This window comes from Aureimonas sp. SA4125, from assembly GCF_019973775.1.
Classification (GTDB): domain Bacteria; phylum Pseudomonadota; class Alphaproteobacteria; order Rhizobiales; family Rhizobiaceae; genus Plantimonas.
Window position 1 is genome coordinate 1,697,526 of record NZ_AP025032.1, and the last position, 19,613, is coordinate 1,717,138.

Annotated in this window: 19 protein-coding genes; 6 read left to right on the forward strand and 13 right to left on the reverse strand. The window is 66.7% G+C overall.

The window, feature by feature from the left end:
* Positions 1 to 2: 2 nt before the first annotated feature.
* The 5 genes from Sa4125_RS07805 to radA all read right to left on the reverse strand — a co-directional run bounded on the left by Sa4125_RS07805 (position 3) and on the right by radA (position 6,016).
* Positions 3 to 1,046, reverse strand: coding sequence for a KpsF/GutQ family sugar-phosphate isomerase (locus Sa4125_RS07805; protein ID WP_224005570.1), 1,044 nt, complete (start codon positions 1,044 to 1,046; stop codon positions 3 to 5).
* Positions 1,046 to 1,786, reverse strand: coding sequence for an SDR family NAD(P)-dependent oxidoreductase (locus tag Sa4125_RS07810; protein WP_224005573.1), 741 nt, complete (start codon positions 1,784 to 1,786; stop codon positions 1,046 to 1,048). The genes Sa4125_RS07805 and Sa4125_RS07810 overlap by 1 nt, the downstream gene beginning before the upstream one ends.
* Positions 1,787 to 2,122: 336 nt before the next feature.
* Positions 2,123 to 3,583 carry an amidophosphoribosyltransferase gene (gene purF / locus Sa4125_RS07815; protein WP_224005576.1) on the reverse strand — a complete coding sequence of 487 codons (1,461 nt, stop codon included), beginning with the start codon at positions 3,581 to 3,583 and terminating at the stop codon, positions 2,123 to 2,125.
* Between the two features lie 243 nt (positions 3,584 to 3,826).
* Positions 3,827 to 4,471, reverse strand: a complete 645-nt coding sequence (locus Sa4125_RS07820) for a CvpA family protein (RefSeq protein WP_224005579.1) — start codon at positions 4,469 to 4,471, stop codon at positions 3,827 to 3,829.
* A 153-nt stretch (positions 4,472 to 4,624) separates the two neighbouring features.
* A complete protein-coding gene (radA, locus tag Sa4125_RS07825; protein ID WP_224005583.1) occupies positions 4,625 to 6,016 on the reverse strand; it encodes a DNA repair protein RadA in 1,392 nt (463 codons plus the stop codon).
* Between the two features lie 156 nt (positions 6,017 to 6,172).
* Between radA and Sa4125_RS07830 the strand changes: the two genes are divergently transcribed.
* Positions 6,173 to 6,472 carry a DUF1294 domain-containing protein gene (locus Sa4125_RS07830; protein WP_224005586.1) on the forward strand — a complete coding sequence of 100 codons (300 nt, stop codon included), beginning with the start codon at positions 6,173 to 6,175 and terminating at the stop codon, positions 6,470 to 6,472.
* A 22-nt stretch (positions 6,473 to 6,494) separates the two neighbouring features.
* Here the strand turns inward: Sa4125_RS07830 and Sa4125_RS07835 are convergent, their stop codons facing one another.
* From Sa4125_RS07835 to Sa4125_RS07870, 8 genes are all read right to left on the reverse strand, one after another.
* Positions 6,495 to 6,638, reverse strand: a complete 144-nt coding sequence (locus tag Sa4125_RS07835; protein ID WP_224005589.1) for a hypothetical protein — start codon at positions 6,636 to 6,638, stop codon at positions 6,495 to 6,497.
* Positions 6,639 to 6,756: 118 nt separating this feature from the next.
* Positions 6,757 to 7,887, reverse strand: coding sequence for an alanine racemase (gene alr, locus Sa4125_RS07840; protein WP_224005592.1), 1,131 nt, complete (start codon positions 7,885 to 7,887; stop codon positions 6,757 to 6,759).
* 2 nt (positions 7,888 to 7,889) lie between these two features.
* Positions 7,890 to 9,374 (reverse strand): replicative DNA helicase, encoded by a 1,485-nt coding sequence (locus Sa4125_RS07845; RefSeq protein WP_224005595.1) that lies wholly within the window; start codon positions 9,372 to 9,374, stop codon positions 7,890 to 7,892.
* A 273-nt stretch (positions 9,375 to 9,647) separates the two neighbouring features.
* A complete protein-coding gene (gene rplI / locus Sa4125_RS07850) occupies positions 9,648 to 10,229 on the reverse strand; it encodes a 50S ribosomal protein L9 (protein ID WP_224005598.1) in 582 nt (193 codons plus the stop codon).
* Positions 10,230 to 10,271: 42 nt separating this feature from the next.
* Positions 10,272 to 11,246: a hypothetical protein gene (locus Sa4125_RS07855; protein ID WP_224005601.1), complete on the reverse strand. Its 975-nt coding sequence runs from the start codon at positions 11,244 to 11,246 to the stop codon at positions 10,272 to 10,274.
* Positions 11,247 to 11,380: 134 nt separating this feature from the next.
* The gene (rpsR, locus tag Sa4125_RS07860) at positions 11,381 to 11,629 is read right to left on the reverse strand and encodes a 30S ribosomal protein S18 (protein ID WP_188850105.1); all 249 of its coding nucleotides are present in this window, start codon (positions 11,627 to 11,629) and stop codon (positions 11,381 to 11,383) included.
* 6 nt (positions 11,630 to 11,635) lie between these two features.
* On the reverse strand, positions 11,636 to 12,088 hold the full coding sequence (gene rpsF, locus Sa4125_RS07865; RefSeq protein WP_224005604.1) for a 30S ribosomal protein S6: 453 nt from the start codon (positions 12,086 to 12,088) through the stop codon (positions 11,636 to 11,638).
* A 337-nt stretch (positions 12,089 to 12,425) separates the two neighbouring features.
* The gene (locus Sa4125_RS07870) at positions 12,426 to 14,501 is read right to left on the reverse strand and encodes an EAL domain-containing protein (protein WP_224005607.1); all 2,076 of its coding nucleotides are present in this window, start codon (positions 14,499 to 14,501) and stop codon (positions 12,426 to 12,428) included.
* Between the two features lie 288 nt (positions 14,502 to 14,789).
* Here Sa4125_RS07870 and fabD point away from each other — a divergent pair, with 288 nt between their 5' ends.
* The 5 genes from fabD (at position 14,790) to mltG (ending at position 19,540) form a co-directional block, all read left to right on the forward strand.
* Positions 14,790 to 15,728, forward strand: coding sequence for an ACP S-malonyltransferase (fabD, locus tag Sa4125_RS07875; protein WP_224005610.1), 939 nt, complete (start codon positions 14,790 to 14,792; stop codon positions 15,726 to 15,728).
* Between the two features lie 81 nt (positions 15,729 to 15,809).
* The gene (gene fabG, locus Sa4125_RS07880; RefSeq protein WP_224005613.1) at positions 15,810 to 16,547 is read left to right on the forward strand and encodes a 3-oxoacyl-[acyl-carrier-protein] reductase; all 738 of its coding nucleotides are present in this window, start codon (positions 15,810 to 15,812) and stop codon (positions 16,545 to 16,547) included.
* Between the two features lie 203 nt (positions 16,548 to 16,750).
* The gene (locus Sa4125_RS07885; protein ID WP_224005616.1) at positions 16,751 to 16,987 is read left to right on the forward strand and encodes an acyl carrier protein; all 237 of its coding nucleotides are present in this window, start codon (positions 16,751 to 16,753) and stop codon (positions 16,985 to 16,987) included.
* Positions 16,988 to 17,030: 43 nt separating this feature from the next.
* Positions 17,031 to 18,296, forward strand: coding sequence for a beta-ketoacyl-ACP synthase II (gene fabF, locus Sa4125_RS07890; RefSeq protein WP_224005619.1), 1,266 nt, complete (start codon positions 17,031 to 17,033; stop codon positions 18,294 to 18,296).
* Between the two features lie 71 nt (positions 18,297 to 18,367).
* Positions 18,368 to 19,540 (forward strand): endolytic transglycosylase MltG, encoded by a 1,173-nt coding sequence (gene mltG / locus Sa4125_RS07895; RefSeq protein ID WP_224005622.1) that lies wholly within the window; start codon positions 18,368 to 18,370, stop codon positions 19,538 to 19,540.
* The last annotated feature ends 73 nt before the right edge of the window (positions 19,541 to 19,613 follow it).

Genomic DNA, 19,613 nt, shown 5'->3' on the forward strand with positions numbered 1-19,613 from the left:
TCTCAGACGATTCCGAGCGACAGCAGGCCCTTCAGATCGACCAGTCCGACGAGGCGGCCATCGTCGCCCGTGACGAACAACGCCGCGATCCGTTCCATCTCGCAGATGGCGAGGGCGTCGACGGCAAGGTTGTCGGACGAGATCTGCCGCGGGTTGGGCGTCATGATATCCGCCGCCGTCTTGTCGAAGACGCCGCGGTCGGTCATGGCGCGGCGAAGGTCGCCATCGGTGATGATGCCGGCCAGCCGGCCGTCCGCATCGAGCACCGCGGTTGCGCCGCGCCGCCCCTTGGAGATTGCGACGATCACCGCGGGCAGGAGCGTCCCCAGGGAGACGCCCGGAATGTTCTTCAGATCCGGAAGGCGTTCCAGCACGTCGTGCATGCGCAGGAGACGCGCGCCGAGCTTGCCGGCTGGATGAAACTTCGCGAAATCGTCGCGCTGGAAATTGCGGGCGCGGATGAGGGCCGCGGCGAGTGCGTCGCCGATGGCGAGCGACATCGTCGTGGACGTCATCGGGGCCAGCGCCAGGGGGCAGGCCTCCACGGCGTCCGGCAGCTGCAGGATGCCGTCGGCATGGCGACCAAGGGCCGATTGCGGCCGGGCCGTCATGGCGACGAGCAGCACGTGGAAGCGCCGGCAGAATTCGATGATCGCCTGCAGCTCGGTGCTTTCGCCGGAATTGGAGATGGCGATCACCACGTCGTCGGTTCCGACCATGCCGAGATCGCCATGCGCCGCTTCGGCCGCATGCAGGAAGAAGGCCGGGGTCCCGGTCGAGGCGAGCGTGGCGGCGATCTTCTGGCCGATATGGCCCGACTTGCCGATGCCGGTGACGATCACCCGGCCGCGGCAGGCCCTGATCATCTCGACGACCGCGGTAAAGCGCTGGTCGATCGACGCAGCCAGAGCCTCCAGCCCGGCAATTTCCAGGGCGATCGTCTCACGGGCGGTGCGTACCGGATCGGCGCTCCCGGACACAGGGCCCGCAGGGTTGCCGTCGCCGTCGATGGCGCTTCGCGTGAGGTTCGGATGGTCGACCTGCATCAGACAGGCTTTTGATAGGCAAGAAAGCGATTCTCGCGCACGTCGAACAGCTGCCCCGTCTCGGTCACGTCCGGATAGGCCAGCGGCAGGATGCGCGCGGCGACGTCGGCCGCCTTCGGCAAGCTGTCCGGATCCTCGCCGGGCATGGCCAGAGCCCGCATCGCGGTGCGGGTGGCGCCGGGATTGACCGAGTTCACGCGCAAGGGGAGGTTTTCGGTCTCGGCCGCCCATGAGCGGACCATGGCCTCCGTCGCCGCCTTGGAAGCGGCGTAGAGGCTCCAGAAGGCACGGCAGGAATGCGCGGCGCCAGACGACATGACGATGGCGCGGCCGGCCTCGGACAGACGCAGGAGAGGGTCGACGGACCGGATCAGGCGCCAGGTGGCGGTGACGTTCAGGGCCATGGTCTTGTCGAAGACCTTCGCCTCGATATGCCCGATGGGCGACAGGACGCCGAGCGCACCGGCATTGGCCACCAGCACGTCGAGCCGACCCCAGCGCTTGTGGATCGCCTCGCCGAGACGGTCGACGCCACCGGCATCCGTCAGATCGAGCGGCACGAGCGTTGCCGAATTGCCGCCGCGGCGGATGACGTCGTCGAGTTCTTCGAGGCCGCCGACCGTCCGCGCCACCGCCACGACATGGGCACCCTCGGCCGCCATCTGCTTGGCAATCTGGTAGCCGATCCCGCGCGACGCGCCGGTGACGAGAGCGATCTTGTCTTTCAGTCTTCCGGTCATAGTGTCTCCCGATCTCTGCTGCCGCCAGCCGACCCCCTGGGCCCAACCCCTGGCCCATCACGAGCGGGGAGGTGGGACGGCAGGGCGGCCACCCATTCTTCTGCGGCGGCAGGCTCGCTACCGGGGGCCGGCGGCATCGATCTTCCGCCGAGTGGAAGGTTTTAATGCGGGAGGCGAGGGGCTTGGGTCAAGCCCGGCCTGCGCCTGCGGAACGGGACCAACGGCGCTCTCGTCGCATCGTCTCCGTCCCCCCAGTTTCGGCTGGCCGCGGACCCAGACACCGCTTTCCCCGGGCCGTGCCGACCCGTAAGCTCAGGCGGGCATCGCCCCTTGACGCTATCCGTTGCCGCCGAGGAGAGACAACTGGCGGACGTTGTCCGTTCCCTCGAAATCGGTGAGCGAAGTCGGATAGTCGCTGGTGAAGCAGGCGTCGCAGAACTGCGGCGCATGGGCGTTGCGCGCGGGCTCGCCGACGGCGCGGTAGAGGCCGTCTATGGTCAGGAAGGCGAGGGAATCGACATTGATGAACTCGGCCATTTCCTCGATCGACATGCGCGACGCCAGCAGCTTCGCCTTTTCCGGCGTGTCGACGCCGTAGAAGCAGCTCGAGCGCGTCGGCGGGCTGGCGATGCGCATGTGCACCTCGCTCGCGCCGGCATCGCGGACCATCTGCACGATCTTTTGCGAGGTTGTACCGCGCACGATCGAATCGTCGACGAGGATGACGCGCTTGCCTTCCAGCACCGCGCGGTTGGCATTGTGCTTCAGCTTCACGCCCATGTGGCGGATGGCGTCGGTCGGCTGGATGAAGGTGCGGCCGACATAGTGGTTGCGGATGATGCCGAGCTCGAAGGGGATACCCGATTCCTGCGCGTAGCCGATCGCCGCTGGAACGCCGGAGTCTGGGACGGGCACGATGACGTCGGCGGGGGCATGGCTCTCGCGGGCGAGCTCGCCGCCGATCTTCTTGCGGATTTCGTAGACGTTGCGGCCCTCGATGTTGGAATCGGGGCGGGCGAAGTAGACATATTCGAAGATGCAGAAGCGCGGTCGACGCGCCTGGAAGGGGAAGATGCTCTCGATTCCCTCGTCGGTGATGATCACCATCTCGCCCGGCTCGATGTCGCGCACGAAGGTCGCGCCGATGATGTCGAGGGCGCAGGTTTCGGAGGCGAGGATCGGCGAGCCCTCGAGATCGCCGAGCACGAGCGGCCGGATGCCGAGCGCGTCGCGCACGCCGACCATCTTCTTCGGCGAGAGGCCGACCAGCGAAAAGGCGCCTTCGAGCCGCGACAGCGCATCGATCAGCTTGTCGGTGAAGAGCCGTGCCGCGCTGGTGGCGACGAGATGGAGGATCGTCTCGGTGTCGGAGGTCGAGGAGAAGATCGAGCCGCGGCGCTGCAATTCGCGCTGCACCGTCATGGCATTCGTGATGTTGCCGTTGTGGGCGACGGCGAAGCCGCCGGCCGAGAGCTCGGCGAAGAAGGGCTGGACATTGCGAAGGCCGCCGCCGCCGCTGGTGGAATAGCGGGTGTGACCGATGGCCGAATGCCCGGGCAGCCGCTCCAGCACGGCCTGCTTGGTGAAGGTGTCACCGATCAGGCCGGAATGGCGCTCGATGTGAAACTGCGTTCCGTCGAAGGCGACGATGCCCGCCGCCTCCTGGCCGCGGTGCTGCAGCGCGTGAAGGCCGAGCGTGACGAAGGGCGCCGCGTCCGTCCGGTTGAAGATTCCAAAGACGCCGCACTCCTCGTGCAGGCTGTCGTCGTCCGTATCGCCGAAGGGAGTTTCATCCATCTGATCGCTCACCTGGGATCGGGTTCGGCCGATCCGTCTCTGCTCGCCACCGCGGGAGGGCGCGGTCCTTAAATGACAAAAGCCGGGCAACCGCGATTGTCTCCAATGCGCGGCCGTCCGGTCATCGATCCTTGCAGTCGCCCCCCATATAGGGCGTGTCTCGCCTTTGCGCGATATGCAACAACACTTTGCGCACCGAAAAGTCGGAGATGACGACAGATCGGTGACAGTGCTCGCGATGCGTCAGTTGGGCGGAGCGTCGGTGATGGCGCCGTCGATCGCGCCTTCGATGCTGCTCGGCTCCGCTGGCTCTGCCGGCTCGGCAGGTGCCGCGTCGCTTGGCGGCGCGGGTTCGCCGGCTGTCGGCGGCTCCAGCTTGTCGCGGAGCTGCTCGGGCAGAAGTTCGACCGGCTTTTCCGGGACCGCCGCCAGCAGCCGGGCGCCAAGATCGTCCAGCATCGGCTTCGACCGCGCATTGGTGATCCAGGTCGGCTGCGATTCGACAGGGCTCAGCCAGTTGAAGAAGAGCATGGCGACGACGACGAGCAACAGGCCCCGCGCCGCGCCGAAGACGAAGCCGAGAGCCCTGTCGACGGCCCCGATCCGGCTGTCGATGATGAAGTCGGCGATCCGCAGCGTGATGAAGGAGACGATGATCAGCGTCACGATGAAGATCGCCAGCGCGGAGGCCGCCATGGCGACGTCTTCGTTGGCGATGTATTCCTGCGCGTAGGGCGTCAGCGCCTCGTAGAAGAAAAAGGCCGCCGCGGCCGCCGCGAGCCACGACACGACCGAGAGGACCTCGCGCGAGAACCCGCGGACCATCGCGAGCAAGGCGGAGACAAGCATAATCCCGACTAGGATCCCGTCGAGAAGCGTGATGGTCATTGCGGTCCAACCCTGTCGTGCATTTTTCTTTTCTTCGTCGCTCGCAGAAGTGCGGTTCTCGTGGCTCTGCGCCCGTCGGCGCCCGCCAGGGGCGCCGCGGCGGCCACTTTGGCGATCATATCGGATTTGGCAAGGGCAGGCGCAGCAATCTCGTCACTCCGCCTCCTGGCTCGCCGCGGCCCCGGCGACCCGGGCGACGAGATGGGGAAGCGTTTCGACCTCGTGCGTCGACACGTCTCGCCCCTTCGGCAGATCGGCGCTGAGGGACGGCAGGACGGCCTGACCGAAGCCGAGCTTTTCCGCCTCCTTCAGCCGCTGCGCGGAATGAGCCACCGGCCGCACCGCGCCCGACAGGCTGATTTCGCCGAAATAGACGCAATCGGCGGGCAGGGCAAGGCCGGACAGGGAGGAGACGAGCGCCGCTGCGACCGCGAGATCAGCCGCCGGCTCGCTGATCCGGAAGCCGCCGGCGACGTTGAGATAGACGTCGTGCTGGCCGAGCCGGACGCCGCAATGGGCCTCGAGCACGGCGAGCACCATGGCGAGGCGCGGCTGGTCCCAGCCGACGACGGCGCGGCGCGGCGTGCCGAGCGCCGAGGCGACGACGAGCGCCTGGATCTCGACCAGAACCGGGCGCGTCCCCTCCATGCCGGCAAACACCGCCGAGCCCGGCGACTTCGTGTTGCGCTCGCCGAGGAAGAGTTCGGACGGGTTCTGCACCTCGCGCAGGCCGAGGTCCGACATCTCGAACACGCCGATCTCGTCGGTCGGGCCGAAGCGGTTCTTCACCGTCCTGAGGATGCGGAAGTGATGGCCGCCTTCGCCCTCGAAGTAGAGCACGGCGTCGACCATGTGCTCGACGACGCGCGGGCCGGCGATCTGGCCGTCCTTGGTGACATGGCCGACGAGGATCACCGCCGCACCGCTCGCCTTGGCGTATTTCACCATCGCCTGCACGCCGGTGCGCACCTGCGTGACCGTCCCCGGCGCCGATTCGGCGAGATCCGACCAGAGGGTCTGGATCGAGTCGATGATGACGAGGTCGGGCCGCTTGTCGTCGCCGAGCGTCGCGAGGATGTCCTCGACATTCGTTTCGGCCATCAGCATCACGTCCGTATCGTCGGCCTTCAGCCGCTGCGCCCTGAGGCGGACCTGCGCCACCGCTTCCTCGCCCGAGACGTAGACGACGCGGTGGCCGCCGCGGCTGAGACCGGCGGCGGCCTGCATCAGCAGCGTCGACTTGCCGATGCCGGGATCGCCGCCGATGAGGATCGCCGAACCGCGCACGATGCCGCCGCCACAGGCGCGGTCGAGCTCGGCGATGCCGGTCGAGATGCGCGGCGCCTCCTCCATCTCGCCCGACAGCGGCAGGAGGGCGGTCACGCGGCCGCGCCGGGCGCCACGCTGCGGCCCACCACCGATGCCGCCGCCGGCGCTTTCCTCGACAATCGTGTTCCACTCGCCGCAGGCCTCGCAGCGCCCCTGCCAGCGGGCGGTGACCGTGCCGCAGTTCTGGCAGATGAAGGAGGCTTTCAGCTTGGCCATGGGGTCTTTCGAGCGTTGGCGGAGAGGCAATCCATGCCATGAGAACAAAGCATAAACAAGACGGGCCGTTGCGGCACCGGTTGCGGCGGCAGGGAACGCCGAGGCTCGACAGGGGGCCGCGCCGGTGCTGAGTGGCGGGGCTATCAGGAGACCGACATGATTCTGCCGTTCATCGCCTACCTCGTCCTGGCCAACGCCGCGACCTATGCGGCCTTTGCCTATGACAAGAGCATGGCGCGGGCCGGCGGGCGCAGGGTTCCCGAGCGTACCCTGCTCGGCCTCGCGCTGGCAGGTGGCAGCGCCGGCGCAGTCACCGCGCAGCGGACCCTGCGCCACAAGACGCAGAAAGAGCCGTTCCGCTCCATCCTCCTGGCGATTGTCTTCCTCCACGTCGCGCTGGTGCTTGGCTGGGCCTTTCTGGGCGAGGCGTGGCTGATCGACGGGTCAGCTGCCTGACGACGTCGTTCTTCCTTGTCCGTTACCGGGGCGGCGGCGACGGGTGCTCCGGCATGGATCCCCGCCTCTTCGAGGCGAGGATGACGAAGGACTGGGAGGCGGGGATGACGAGGGACAGGGAGGCGAAGATGACGAAGGACTGGGCGCGCCCCATGTCACTCGTCATCCTCGGGGCCCTGGACCCGGGGATCCATGCCGCAACGACCGGGACTGGCAACGAGGGTGCAAAACCCGCACGAAAGATGCCCATCCGAAAGGGTGGCGCCGCGGGCAATCCGCCCACGTCACCGCCAGTCGCGCGCGACCCGGGGGCCGAGGCCCGTCAAGAGCTCGTAGGGAATCGTGCCCGCCGCTGCCGCGACCTGCTCGATCGGAACGTTTTTCCCATAGAATTCGGCGCGGTCTCCCGGACGGACGGCGTCCGCGGGAAGATCGGTGATGTCGAGCAGAATGAGGTCCATCGAGATGCGCCCGAGGATCGGCACGGCACGGCCGCCGAGAAAGGCCGTCGGCACCGACCGGCCCGGCCAGATCGCGACGCCCGCGCCGGAGCCGGCGCGCAGAAAGCCGTCGGCATAGCCGAGGCCGACGGTGGCGATGCGGGTGTCGCGGGCGAGCGGTGCGGCGGCGCCATAGCCCGCGGCCTCGCCGCACCGGGCCATGCGGATCTGCAGTATGGCGGCGGTGAGCGTCGCCACCGGCCGGAGGCCCTCCAGTGCTTCGCACGTCCCGCCGTAGAGCGCGATGCCGGGCCGCGTCAGGTCGTAGTGGAATTCGGGGCCGAGGAGGATGCCGGCGGAGTTGGCGAGCGAGCGCGGCACGCCCGGAAACAGGCCGGCCACGCGCTCGAACACGGTGCGCTGCTCGCGGCTCTGCTCGCTCGCCTCGTCGGCCGAGGCGAGATGGCTCATGACGCAGGTGACGGAGAGGGCGCCGGAGGCGGCAAGGGTCGCGGCGGCCCGGGCATCGGTCTCGCCGAGGCCGAGCCGGTTCATGCCGGTTTCCAGCTGGATGAAGGCAGGAGCCGGCGCGGCGCCGGCCTCGCGCCAGACGGCGATGTCGTCGGGAGTGGACAGCACCGGCGAGAGCCTCGTCTCGCGGCAGAGCGCGGCCGCGGAGGAGTCGAGGCCCTGCAGGACCATGATCCGTGTATCCGGCCCGCCGAGGGTCTCGCGCAGCACGGCGCCTTCCTCGGCCCAGGCGACGAAGAAGTCCCGGCAACCGGCATCATGGAGCGTGCGCGCGACCTCCGCCGCGCCGAGGCCATAGCCATCGGCCTTGACCGCGGCGCCGGTGCGCGCGCCGGGCGTGTGAGCCGCGAGACGCTGCCAGTTGCCGGCGAGCGCCGCCCGGTCGATCTCGACGCGGGGCAGTCGCTCCGACAGTGGAGCGCCAAAGCTTCGGATGCCGGACATGCCTACTCGAAGCGCTCCGGCAGATAGCTCTCGTCGGCGAGATCGGTGAAGCGGGTGAACTCGGCCTGGAAGGCGAGGGGCACCGTGCCGGTCGGTCCGTGGCGCTGCTTGGCGATGATCACCTCGGCCTTGCCGCGCGCCTCGTTCATCTCGGTCTGCCAGGTGAAGTGTTCCTGCGTGCCGGGCTTCGGCTCCTTGTTCGAGAGGTAGTATTCCTCGCGATAGACGAACATCACGACGTCGGCGTCCTGCTCGATCGAGCCGGATTCCCGCAAGTCCGACAATTGCGGGTGCTTGTCCTCGCGGTTCTCGACCTGGCGCGACAGCTGCGACAGGCCGATGATCGGCACGTTCAGCTCTTTGGCCAGTGCCTTCAGCCCGGTGGTGATCTCCGTCATTTCCTGGACGCGGTTCTGCGAATTCTTCGACGAGCCCTGCATCAGCTGGAGATAGTCGATGACCATCACGTCGAGGCCGCGCTGGCGCTTCAGCCGCCGCGCCCGGGCCGCGAGCTGGGCGATCGAGATGCCGCCGGTCTGGTCGATGTAGAGCGGCAGGCGCTGCATCGTCTCGGAGCAGGCGATGAGCTTCACGAGCTCGGTTTCGTTGATCATGCCGCGGCGGATCTTCGAGGAGGAGATCTCGGTCTGCTCGGAGATGATGCGCGTCGCCAGCTGTTCGGCCGACATTTCCAGGGAGAAGAAGCCGACGACGCCGCCGTTCTTGGCCGAGAAGGTGCCGTCCGACTGGTCGGCCGGCTCGAAGGCGGCGGCGATGTTGAAGGCGATGTTGGTGGCGAGCGAGGTCTTGCCCATGGCCGGACGGCCGGCGAGCACGATCAGATCGGAGCGCTGCAGGCCGCCGAGACGCCGGTCGAGACCGATGATGCCGGTGGAAACGCCGGACAGACCGCCGTCGCGGTCCTTGGCCGCCGATGCCATCTCGACGGCGAGCGTCACCGCATCGGTGAAGGACTGGAAGCCGCCGTCGTAGCGCCCGGTCTCGGCCAGCTCGAACAGCCGGCGCTCGGCATCCTCGATCTGCGCCTTCGGCTCGACGTCGAGCGGCGCGTCGAAGGCGATGTTGACCATGTCCTCGCCGATCCGGATCAGGTTGCGCCTGAGGGCCAGATCGTAGATCGCACGGCCGTAGTCGGACGCGTTGATGATGGTCGTGGCTTCCGCCGCGAGTCGCGCCAGGTACTGCGCCACCGTGATGTCGCCGACCTTGTCGTTGGCGGCCAGAAAGGTCTTGATCGTCACCGGATTGGCGATCTTGCCCATCCGGATCATCTCGGACGTCTTGGTGAAGATCTCGCGGTGCAGGGGCTCGAAAAAGTGGTCGGGCTTCAGGAAGTCATGGACGACGTAATAGGCGTCGTTGTTGACGAGAATCGCGCCGAGAAGGGCCTGCTCGGCCTCGATATTGTTCGGAGCCTCGCGGTAGAGCGCTGCGTCCTCGTCGAATTTGCGCGCCGCCTCGGCCATTGCCTCTGTCCTTCGTCTTCCGCCGATCGCGCCGTTTTAGCGAAGCTGACAGCCAGATGACAGCGATTTAGCGGCCGCGGCCGAAACCTCGTCGCTGTGCACAGGGTGCGTGCCGCCCCTGTGGGAAAACTGGCGAACGGCTTGACCACCGGCCAAAATCGACTCTGGCGATATCGAGCGGCACGCCTGCTCGGAGCCACGCTGGCAGACACAAAAAAAAGGCCCCGGCGCGATGCCGGGGCCTTCTGGACGTCGTGTGGGTTGCCGAGGGAATCAGGCGGCGTCTTCGTCCGTCGTGGTGCCGGCCTCGGCGTCCTCGGCTGCATCGTACTCGTCCTCGAGGTCGTCGATATCCATGAGGGCGTCGACCGAGGTGAGGTTCTCGCCCTGGGACTGGCGCTGACCCTCTTCGTGCGAGCGCGCGATGTTGATCTCGATTTCGATCTCGACTTCCGAATGCAGGGCGATCTGAACCTTGTGCAGGCCGATGACCTTGATCGGCTGGTTCAGGAGGATCTGGTTGCGGCCGATGCGGAAGCCGGCTTCCTTCAGAAGGTCCGAGACGTCGCGGGCCGAGACCGAGCCGTACATCTGGCCGGTTTCGCCGGCCGAGCGGATGGTCAGGAAGCTCTTGCCGGCCAGCGTCCCGGCGACCTCGCCGGCCTCGCGCTTGCGCTCTTCATTGCGGGCGATGTGCTCGCTCTTCTGCGATTCGAACTTGGCGCGGTTGGCTTCGTTGGCGCGCAGGGCCTTGCCGGTCGGCAGGAGGAAGTTGCGGGCAAAGCCGTCCTTGACGCGGACGGTGTCGCCCATCTGGCCAAGGCGGGCGACGCGCTCGAGAAGAATGACGTCCATGGTGATGTTCCTTTGGTTGGTTTCAAAAAAGGGTATGCGGGGTTACTGCGACGCCCGGCCACGGGAGGAGGGGCGGGCGGTTTCGAAGACGCCGAGCGCCGTGGCGGCGAGCAGCGGGAAGGTCAGGAAGACGATGGCGCTATAGGCGCCGATGAGGATGAGGGTGCGGTTCCTGGCGCCGCGCGACCGGCGATGCACCGAGGCGAGACCGACGAGGGTGAAGGCCGTGCCGAATGCGCCGGCGACGACGGCGGCGACGGTGGAGAGTGTGCTGGGCACGAAGCAGCCTGCGATGGCGAGGGCGAAGATCGAGACGGCAAAGCCGGGAAGCGAGGCCTGTGCCGGGATGTCGTCGCGCGGGCGTGCCAGACGTCCCGACAGGCGGGTGATGATCGCCGAGAGATGCAGGCCGGCGACGAGCGTGATGACGAGGAGCGCGGGCTGGATGAACGGCACGAGCTGCACGATCAGCCGCGCGAGAACCTGCACCTGCTCCTGCATCGCCGGATCGACCGTGGCGCCCATCTGCGCGCTCAGCGCCGCCGACAGTTCGGGTCCGATCTCGGACGCGTTGTAGCCGAACAGCCAGCCGATGAAGAGGCAGGCGACGGAGGCGATGGCGGCGATGGCAAACAGGATTCGCTCGAGCGGATACCAGTCGAAGGCGGGTGCGGCGGGCTCCGCCGGGCCGAAAGGACCGGCCGCGGCCGGCTCCTCGGTCTCCCTGGGTCGCGCAAGGCCCGCCAGGTGGCCGATGATGGCGCTGGGCAGCGACATGGTGGCGAAGAGGATGAGGCCGCTTCCGGCAAAGCCCGTCACGGCGGCAAGCGACGCCGAGGCGGTCAGCGCGGCGACGACGCCGACGCGGCTGCCCCAGCCGAGGCTGGCAAGGAAGATCGGGATCGGCGCGGCCAGCGACAGGCCGACAGCCGTCGGCGACTGCAGGATCAGGCCGGCGAACAGCAGTGCCGAGGCGAGGCCGGCGGCCAGTCCGATGAGGAGCGCGGAAAATTTCATGGGTCTTCGCTGTCCTGCTCGTCGCAGTTAGGGGTGCAGAAGCCACCCCAGCTCGGCCAGATGCCAGTCTCGCCGGTTGCCGGCGGCGAGGACTGCGCGGCCCGGAAAGGGACCGCGCAGCCGGATGTCGAAACCTACTTCAGGACGTAGGGAAGCAGGCCGAGGAAGCGCGCACGCTTGATCGCCTGGGCCAGCGCCCGCTGGTTCTTTTGGGAAACCGCGGTGATGCGCGAGGGCACGATCTTGCCGCGCTCGGAGATGTAGCGCAGCAGCAGGCGGACGTCCTTGTAGTCGATCTTCGGCGAATCGCTCGCCGCGAAGGGATCGGACTTGCGACGGCGGTGGAACGGCCGACGGACGGTGCTGGAAGAAGAATCGCTCATGGTGCCTTACTCCGCATCAGGACGAGGGCGGCGCGGACGATCGTCGTCGTCGCGGCGCGGCGGACGGTCGTCGCGGTCACGGCGCGGACGGTCGCCACCCGGGCGGTCGTCGCGGTCGCCGCGGCGTGGACGGTCGTCGCGCTTCTGCATCATCACCGACTGCGCGTCGTCATGCGCATCGACCTTGATGGTAATGTAGCGCAGGATGTCCTCGTTGAAGCGCATCTGGCGCTCCATTTCCTGCACCGCCGCCGAGGGGGCATCGATGTTCATCAGGATGTAGTAGGCCTTCCGGTTCTTCTTGATCCGATAGGTCAGGGTCTTCAGACCCCAGCTCTCGACCTTGCCGACCTTGCCGCCATTGGCTTCGATCACACCGCGATAGGTATCGACGATCTGATCGACCTGCTGGCCGCTAATGTCCTGCCGGGCGAGAAATACGTGCTCATACAGAGCCATCGCTTTCGCCTTTCCGTTCTTTCGTTTTCATGTCCCTTGCCCGGATACAGCGGCTAAGCCTCTGCGACTCTCCAGAAGGCCCGAGGGCCGGCGGCGGAAAGGCGCGTCTTTGGGACGGTCGAGAGCGGGGACACGGGAAGCGGACAATGCGTCCTCATACCGGCAAGCCGGCACCTTCCGTTCAGCCCCCGGCTTGTGACCGGGCAGCGACGAGCCGGCTGGTAGCGCTTTCGGGCCGAAAACGCAAGGGCGGGCCGTAAAGCGGCGCCTGGCGCTCGGCCCACAGACCGTCCAGCGAGGCGCCTATCGCCCAGTTCGAACGATGTTGTTGCCCGTCTCAGGCAACATGGGGAGACAGCTGACCGGAAAATCCGTCCCTGCCAAATCTGGCGAGCAGCGCCTGGGCGGTGTCGGGCACGCCGAGATAGAAGCCCTGGCCGTCTATGGCGCCGAGCGTGCGCAGCGTTTGCCACTGCGCCTCCGTCTCGATCCCTTCTGCCGTCAACCTCAGTCCGAGACCCCGGCATAAGGCCGCGATCGATGCCACGACCGCCAGCGTCCGGTCTTCGCGGCCAAGACCCTCGATGATCGAACGATCGATCTTCACCCGGTCAACGGCTAGGCTCTGGATGTAGGCGAGGCTGGAATGTCCGGCGCCGAAATCGTCGATCGCGACCCGCATGCCGCCGGCGCGTATGCGGTCGAGGACCTGCCGCACGCTCTGCCTGTCGGCGATCGCCACGCCCTCGGTGATCTCGATCTCGACGAGGCCGGGATCGACCCGGTGCTGCGCCAGGGCGTCGGCGAGGAGATCGACGATGTCGGGCCGCTTCAGCGTCAGCGGCGACATGTTGATCGAGATGAACGGCTTCTCCAGCCCGGCATCCAGAAACTGGCGGATCTGGGCGATCGCCGTCTTCATCACCCAGATGTCGATGAGGCCGATCAGGCCGAGCGCTTCGGCGAGGGGGACGAAGTCGGTCGGGGAGACGAGGCAGCCGAGGCGTGGATTGTGCCAGCGCAGCAAGGCCTCGATGCCGACGATGCGGCCGGTATCGAGGTCGATCTGGGGCTGGTAGGCCAGAGTGAACTCGTTGCGGGCAATGGCCAGGGCGAGATCGGATTCCAGCCTCTGACGTTCATCGATGTGGCGCTCCTGCGCCGGATCGAAGCAGGCGACGAGCCCTCGGCCGCTGCGCTTGACCTGGTAGAGCGCGACGTCGGCCGCCCGCTGGACCTCGGCAGCAGTGCTGCCGTCGACCAGCATGGTGGCGATGCCGGCCGAGCAACCGATCGCCAGCGTCAGTCCGTCGATCTCGAAGGGTTCCGAAAGCCGGCCAATGATCGCTTCGGCGGTCGCCACGGCATCCCGACGCGACGCGGAGCTGCTGATTACGGCAAACTCGTCGCCGCCGAGCCGAAAGCTGCTCGCTCCCTCGCCCGCCGCAAGCCTGATGCGGGATGCCGCGACCTGGAGCAGCCGGTCCCCGACGCCATGACCATGATCGTCGTTGATGCGCTTGAACCGGTCGAGGTCGAGCGCGATGAGGTGCTGCATCCCGGTCGCGGTCCCGGCCGCGGCCTCGGCGGCCAGCTTCTGCCAGATCAGGTTGAACTGGCGACGGTTGCCGAGACCCGTCAGGGAATCGTGGCAGGCCATGTGCTCGATCTGGCTTCGCGCCTCGCGAAGGCGGGTGACGTCGGCCAGCGAGATGATCTTGGCGCCGCATTCGCCAACGGTATGGACCGAGACGATGACGTGGCGGGTGAGATAGGGCATCCGGATGTCGGCCTCGAAGCGTCCGCCCCTCGCCAGATGCGTGGCGAAGGAGATGTCGTCGTTCGGCTCGATCTGGTGCGCCAGGTCGACTTCCTCCATCGGCCGGTCGAGGAGGTCGAGGGCGGCGACATTGGCGAAGACGAGGCGTCCGGCGGGGTCGAGCTTGGCGATGCCGGTCGGGGCGAATTCCGCCAGCGTCCGGTATTCCTCGCGCGTCTCCGTCAACTGGCGCTCACAGGCGACCTTCTCGCTCACGTCGGTGTAGAGCGTGAGGGTGCCGCCCGCCGCCGCGCGTCGTCTCCATGTTACCTGCACCCAGCGACCCGAAGGCGACTGCATCATGAGTTCGCCTTCGCCTTTCTGCCTCATCACGGAGAAATAGGCAGCGGGGTCGAAGTCGGCGGGGTGGTCGCCGCGTAGTGCGCAGAAATTGACGAGGTCGCGACGTCGAAGACCTTTGCGGATGAAGCCGGGCGGCAGCTCGAGAACGAGGGCCGCCTGCGCGTTGAACAGGCGCACGACATCCTCGCCACTGGCATCATGCTCGTAGAGGACGATGCCCTGACGCATCTGCTCGAGCATCTCGCGCATCAACGTCGCGTCGTCACTCGCACCATCGATCAGTGCATCCATGCCCTGATTGAAATCTCTGCGGCGCCGTGCCTCTAGGTTGTGCATGTATCCAACAATCTCGTTTCGTGGTCGGGCTTCTGTAACCAGAACTTATGATCGCACTACCTTAACGTTAGGTGAGGGGCTCGGCGACAACTGGAAGACCGCCTGGAATGGTTGCGATTCCCTTTCCGCGCAGCGATCCCATCGCCGAACCCATGGCACCCGCATCGACCCTCCGTCTTGACAGGCCGTGCCGCTTCCGCGTTCAAGGTCGACATTTGTCGAACGGAATTCAGTAGGACTTCCATGGCGCTTGCATTGATCTTTCCCGGACAGGGTAGCCAGAGCGTCGGCATGGGCCGCGCGCTTGCCGAAGCCTTCGTCGAAAGCCGCCGGATCTTCGAGGAGGTGGACGAGGCGCTCGGACAGAAGCTTTCCCGGATCATCTTCGAGGGGCCGGAAGCCGATCTGACGCTGACGGCCAACGCCCAGCCCGCGCTGATGGCTGTTTCGATGGCCGCCCTTCGCGCCATGGAGGCGCGCGGTTTCGACCTGAAGGCTTCGGCCCGCTACGTCGCCGGACATTCGCTCGGGGAATATTCGGCCCTGGCTGCCGCGGGCGCGTTCAGCCTCGCCGATACGGCACGGCTCCTCCGGATCCGGGGCGAATCAATGCAGCGCGCGGTTCCGGCAGGGGAAGGTGCCATGGCGGCGATCCTCGGTCTCGACCACGCCGCGGTCGCGACCGTCTGCGCGGCGGCCGGCGCCCCGGGTCAGCCTTGCGAACTTGCCAACGACAATGGCGGTGGCCAAATCGTCGTCTCCGGCGAGGCCAGCGCTGTGGCTCGGGCCATGGCTCTGGCGCTGGAGCAAGGAGCCAAGCGGGCGATCGCGCTGCCGGTCTCCGCCCCTTTCCACTGCAGCCTGATGCAGCCCGCTGCCGACCGAATGCGCGAGGCGCTGGAAAGCGTCGAGATGCAGCGTCCCTTGGTTCCCGTCGTTTCCAACGTCCTGGCGCGCCCGATCGAGGATCCCGCCGAGATCCGGCGGCGTCTGGTCGAGCAGGTGACGGGGCAGGTGCGCTGGCGCGAATGCATCGAGTTCATGGCCGGCGACGGCGTCGACACGATGATCGAGGTCGGCAACGGCAAGGTTCTGGCCGGGCTCGGCAAGCGGATCGACAAGGCCGTGCGCACGATCAGCATCGGCGCCCCCGCAGACCTCGACCAGCTTTCGCCGGCGTGACCGGCCGTTTCGCCGCAAAAGCCGGCGACAACCGAATAGGGCGCCAGATGGCCGCCACCAGCCGATCCAAGGAGAGAAGCGATGTTTGATCTCACCGGCCGCAAGGCGCTCGTCACCGGTGCCAGCGGCGGCATCGGCGAAGCTATTGCCCGCGCCCTGCACGGCGCCGGAGCGAGCGTCGGCCTGCACGGGACCCGCCGCGAAAAGCTCGAGGAACTCGCCGCCACGCTCGGCGAGCGCGTCCATGTCTTCCCCGCCGATCTGTCCGACCGCGATGCGCAGAAGGCTCTGGCCGAAACGGCCGACAAGGAGATGGAGGGCGTCGACATTCTCGTCAACAATGCCGGCATCACCAAGGACGGACTGTTCGTGCGTATGTCCGATGACGACTGGGACAAGGTCATCGAGGTCGACCTCACCGCCGCCTTCCGCCTGACCCGCGGCCTGACGCACCAGATGATGCGTCGGCGCTACGGCCGCGTGGTCAACATCACCTCGATCGTCGGCGTCACCGGCAATCCCGGCCAGGCCAACTATTGCGCTGCCAAGGCCGGCATGATCGGCTTTTCCAAGTCGCTGGCGCAGGAGATCGCCTCGCGAAACGTCACGGTGAACTGCATCGCTCCCGGATTCATTTCCAGTGCCATGACCGAGAAGCTGAACGACAAGCAGAAGGACGCCATCATGTCCGCCATTCCGATGCGGCGCATGGGCGAGGGCGCGGAGATCGCCGCAGCGGCCCTGTTCCTGGCCTCCAGCGAGGCCGCTTACGTCACCGGGCAGACCATTCACGTCAACGGTGGAATGGCGATGATCTGAGCCGCAGCGGCGCTGGCGGAGACCTTGGCAGCGCCGTGGTGGCGGCCGCGGGTTGGTCCCCGCCGGACAGCATGCTAAGCGCTTGCCTGACACTGCATCGCCGAGACATCTGTGCGGCAATGACGATTGATGCCGCCGGTGCTTGATTCACGAACCCGGCGCGTCTAACCAAAACAACGAAACCATCTCAAAGAGGAAGAAACATGAGCGACACCGCTGAACGGGTTAAGAAGATCGTGATCGAGCATCTCGGCGTCGAGCAGGACAAGGTCACCGAGAATGCCAGCTTCATCGACGATCTGGGCGCCGACAGCCTTGATACGGTCGAACTCGTGATGGCGTTCGAGGAAGAGTTCGGTGTCGAGATTCCCGATGACGCGGCCGAGACCATCCTGACGGTCGGCGATGCGGTCAAGTTCATCGAGAAGAACCAGTCCTGACTCGTGCGGCGGGCATCGCCCGCTGCCGCGAATTGAGTGTTGTATGAGACGAGTGGTAATCACTGGCGTTGGAATGATCAGTCCCCTCGGGACCGGCGCCAGCGTAACCTGGAAACGCCTGCTGAACGGCGATAGCGCCGCTCGGCGGGTCGACGGTTTCGAGGTTTCCGATCTTCCCTGTCAGATCGCCTGCGAAATCCCCAAGGGGGACGGCTCCGACGGCAGCTTCAATCCTGATCAGTGGATGGAGCCCAAGGAGCAGCGCAAGGTCGATGATTTCATCATCTACGCCGTTGCGGCTGCCGCCGAGGCGCTCGACGATGCCGACTGGCATCCCGAATCCTACGCGGATCAGATCGTCTCCGGCGTTCTCATCGGATCGGGAATTGGCGGCCTGCAGGCCATCGAGCGGACATCGCTGACCCTCGACGAGAGAGGGCCGCGGCGCGTCAGCCCCTTCTTCATCCCCGGCAGCCTGATCAATCTGGCGGCGGGGCAGGTATCGATTCGCAACGGGCTGAAAGGCCCGAATTCCTCCATCGTCACCGCCTGTTCGACCGGCGCGCATGCGATCGGCGATGCCGCGCGGCTGATCGCCTTCGGCGATGCCGACGTCATGGTCGCCGGCGGCACCGAATCACCTGTTTCGCGCCTGTCGCTGGCCGGCTTTGCCGCCTGCAAGGCGCTGTCGACCAATTTCAACGACGATCCGGCCAGGGCCTCGCGTCCCTACGACCGCGACCGCGACGGCTTCGTCATGGGCGAGGGCGCCGGCATCGTCGTCCTGGAAGAGCTCGAACATGCACGGGCGCGGGGCGCCAAGATCTATGCCGAGATCATCGGCTACGGCATGTCGGGCGACGCCTACCATATCACGGCGCCGGCGCCCGACGGTGATGGCGCCTATCGCTGCATGTCCGCGGCGCTGAAACGCGCGGGCATCAAGGCGTCCGACATCGACTACATCAATGCCCATGGCACCTCGACGCCGATGGGCGACGAGATCGAGTTGCGTGCCATCGAGCGCCTTCTCGGCGACGCTTCCGACGGCATGCTCATGTCGTCGACGAAGTCGGCCATCGGCCATCTGCTGGGGGCGGCTGGCTCCGTCGAGGCGATTTTCTGCTTGCTGGCGATCCGCGACAATGTCGCGCCGCCCACGCTCAACCTCGACAATCCTTCAATCGTCACGAAGATCGATCTCGTCCCGCACACCAAGCGCGAGCACCGCATCGACATCGCGCTCTCCAACTCCTTTGGCTTCGGCGGAACGAACGCGTCGCTGGTGTTCCGTCGCCTCGTCGACTGAGATACCGTCTTTCGCCACATTGAGATGGTGGGTCACCGCTTCTTGTCGACCGATCCGTGAGGGATGATTTCGTGACCGACGATTACAGAGGTGGCGACGGCCGCGATCAAAAGCTGCTCCCCCAGTCCGCCGCCGCATCCCTGCGTCCGCGACCGGCGCCCGTGCCGCCGAGGCGTTCGCGCGGATCGCGCAATCAGGTGGTGGTCTTCTTCAACCTGATCTTCTCGGTCGCCATGCTGGTCGCGCTCGTCGCCGTCGGGATCGTTTCCTGGGGGCGTTCGCAATTCTACGGTCAGGGGCCGCTGACGACCTCCGCGAGCTATGTCGTTCCCCGCAATTCGGGCCTCGAGACCATTGCCCGCGGCCTCGAGCGCGAGGGGATCATCTCCAGCGCCAGCGTCTTCGAATACGGCGTGCGGCTGTCGTCCGCCGACGCCGGGTTGAAGGCCGGCGAATACGGCTTCGAGCCCGGTTCCAGCATGTTCGACGTGATGGAAAAGATCCGCAGCGGGCAGTCCGTCCTCCATTCCGTTGCCATCCCCGAAGGATGGACGGTCAAGCAGGCCTATGATCGTCTGGCGGCCGAGACGGTGCTCACCGGCGACCTGCCGCCGATGGTTCCCGAGGGAACGCTGCGGACCGACACGTACCGCGTGCAGCGCGGCATGACCCGTGCCGAACTGGTTGCCAGGATGCAGGCGGCGCAGACGGCGCTCGTCGAGGAGGTCTGGGCCCGGCGCGACAGCGACATCGCCATCAAGGACATCGGCGAGTTCGTGACGCTCGCCTCGATCGTCGAGAGGGAGACCGGACGCGCCGACGAGCGCTCGCGCGTTGCCGCCGTCTTCCTCAACCGGTTGAAGAAGGGCATGCGTCTTCAGTCCGATCCGACGATCATCTACGGCATCTGGGGCGGCAGCGGCAAACCCTCGGACGAGCCGATCCGCCAGTCCCACATCAAGGACGAGAACCCCTACAACACCTACGTCATCAAGGGCCTTCCCCCCGGTCCCATCGCCAATCCCGGCCGCGCGGCGCTGGAAGCCGTCGCCAACCCGTCCGAGACCGACGACGTGTATTTCGTGGCCGACGGAACAGGCGGGCACGTCTTTGCCAAGACGCTCGACGAGCACAACGCGAATGTGAGGCGTTACCGGGCCATCGAGCGGGCGCAGAATGCTGCCGCGGACGCTGCAGCCGAACCGGCCGACGCCGGAGCCAAAGACCCCGTCGTCGCGCAGTAACGCCGGGGCACGCTCGGAGCGGCCAAAAACTGACGATCAAGGGCTCGATCACCCAGGGCTTGATCAGCCACGG

Bases quoted from the DNA above. Each gene is read 5' to 3' on its own strand.
- Sa4125_RS07805 (WP_224005570.1), bottom strand. From the start codon at position 1,046: ATGCAGGTCGACCATCCGAACCTCACGCGAAGCGCCATCGACGGCGAC.
- Sa4125_RS07810 (WP_224005573.1), bottom strand. From the start codon at position 1,786: ATGACCGGAAGACTGAAAGACAAGATCGCTCTCGTCACCGGCGCGTCG.
- purF (WP_224005576.1), bottom strand. From the start codon at position 3,583: ATGGATGAAACTCCCTTCGGCGATACGGACGACGACAGCCTGCACGAG.
- Sa4125_RS07820 (WP_224005579.1), bottom strand. From the start codon at position 4,471: ATGACCATCACGCTTCTCGACGGGATCCTAGTCGGGATTATGCTTGTC.
- radA (WP_224005583.1), bottom strand. From the start codon at position 6,016: ATGGCCAAGCTGAAAGCCTCCTTCATCTGCCAGAACTGCGGCACGGTC.
- Sa4125_RS07830 (WP_224005586.1), top strand. From the start codon at position 6,173: ATGATTCTGCCGTTCATCGCCTACCTCGTCCTGGCCAACGCCGCGACC.
- Sa4125_RS07835 (WP_224005589.1), bottom strand. From the start codon at position 6,638: ATGACGAGTGACATGGGGCGCGCCCAGTCCTTCGTCATCTTCGCCTCC.
- alr (WP_224005592.1), bottom strand. From the start codon at position 7,887: ATGTCCGGCATCCGAAGCTTTGGCGCTCCACTGTCGGAGCGACTGCCC.
- Sa4125_RS07845 (WP_224005595.1), bottom strand. From the start codon at position 9,374: ATGGCCGAGGCGGCGCGCAAATTCGACGAGGACGCAGCGCTCTACCGC.
- rplI (WP_224005598.1), bottom strand. From the start codon at position 10,229: ATGGACGTCATTCTTCTCGAGCGCGTCGCCCGCCTTGGCCAGATGGGC.
- Sa4125_RS07855 (WP_224005601.1), bottom strand. From the start codon at position 11,246: ATGAAATTTTCCGCGCTCCTCATCGGACTGGCCGCCGGCCTCGCCTCG.
- rpsR (WP_188850105.1), bottom strand. From the start codon at position 11,629: ATGAGCGATTCTTCTTCCAGCACCGTCCGTCGGCCGTTCCACCGCCGT.
- rpsF (WP_224005604.1), bottom strand. From the start codon at position 12,088: ATGGCTCTGTATGAGCACGTATTTCTCGCCCGGCAGGACATTAGCGGC.
- Sa4125_RS07870 (WP_224005607.1), bottom strand. From the start codon at position 14,501: ATGGATGCACTGATCGATGGTGCGAGTGACGACGCGACGTTGATGCGC.
- fabD (WP_224005610.1), top strand. From the start codon at position 14,790: ATGGCGCTTGCATTGATCTTTCCCGGACAGGGTAGCCAGAGCGTCGGC.
- fabG (WP_224005613.1), top strand. From the start codon at position 15,810: ATGTTTGATCTCACCGGCCGCAAGGCGCTCGTCACCGGTGCCAGCGGC.
- Sa4125_RS07885 (WP_224005616.1), top strand. From the start codon at position 16,751: ATGAGCGACACCGCTGAACGGGTTAAGAAGATCGTGATCGAGCATCTC.
- fabF (WP_224005619.1), top strand. From the start codon at position 17,031: ATGAGACGAGTGGTAATCACTGGCGTTGGAATGATCAGTCCCCTCGGG.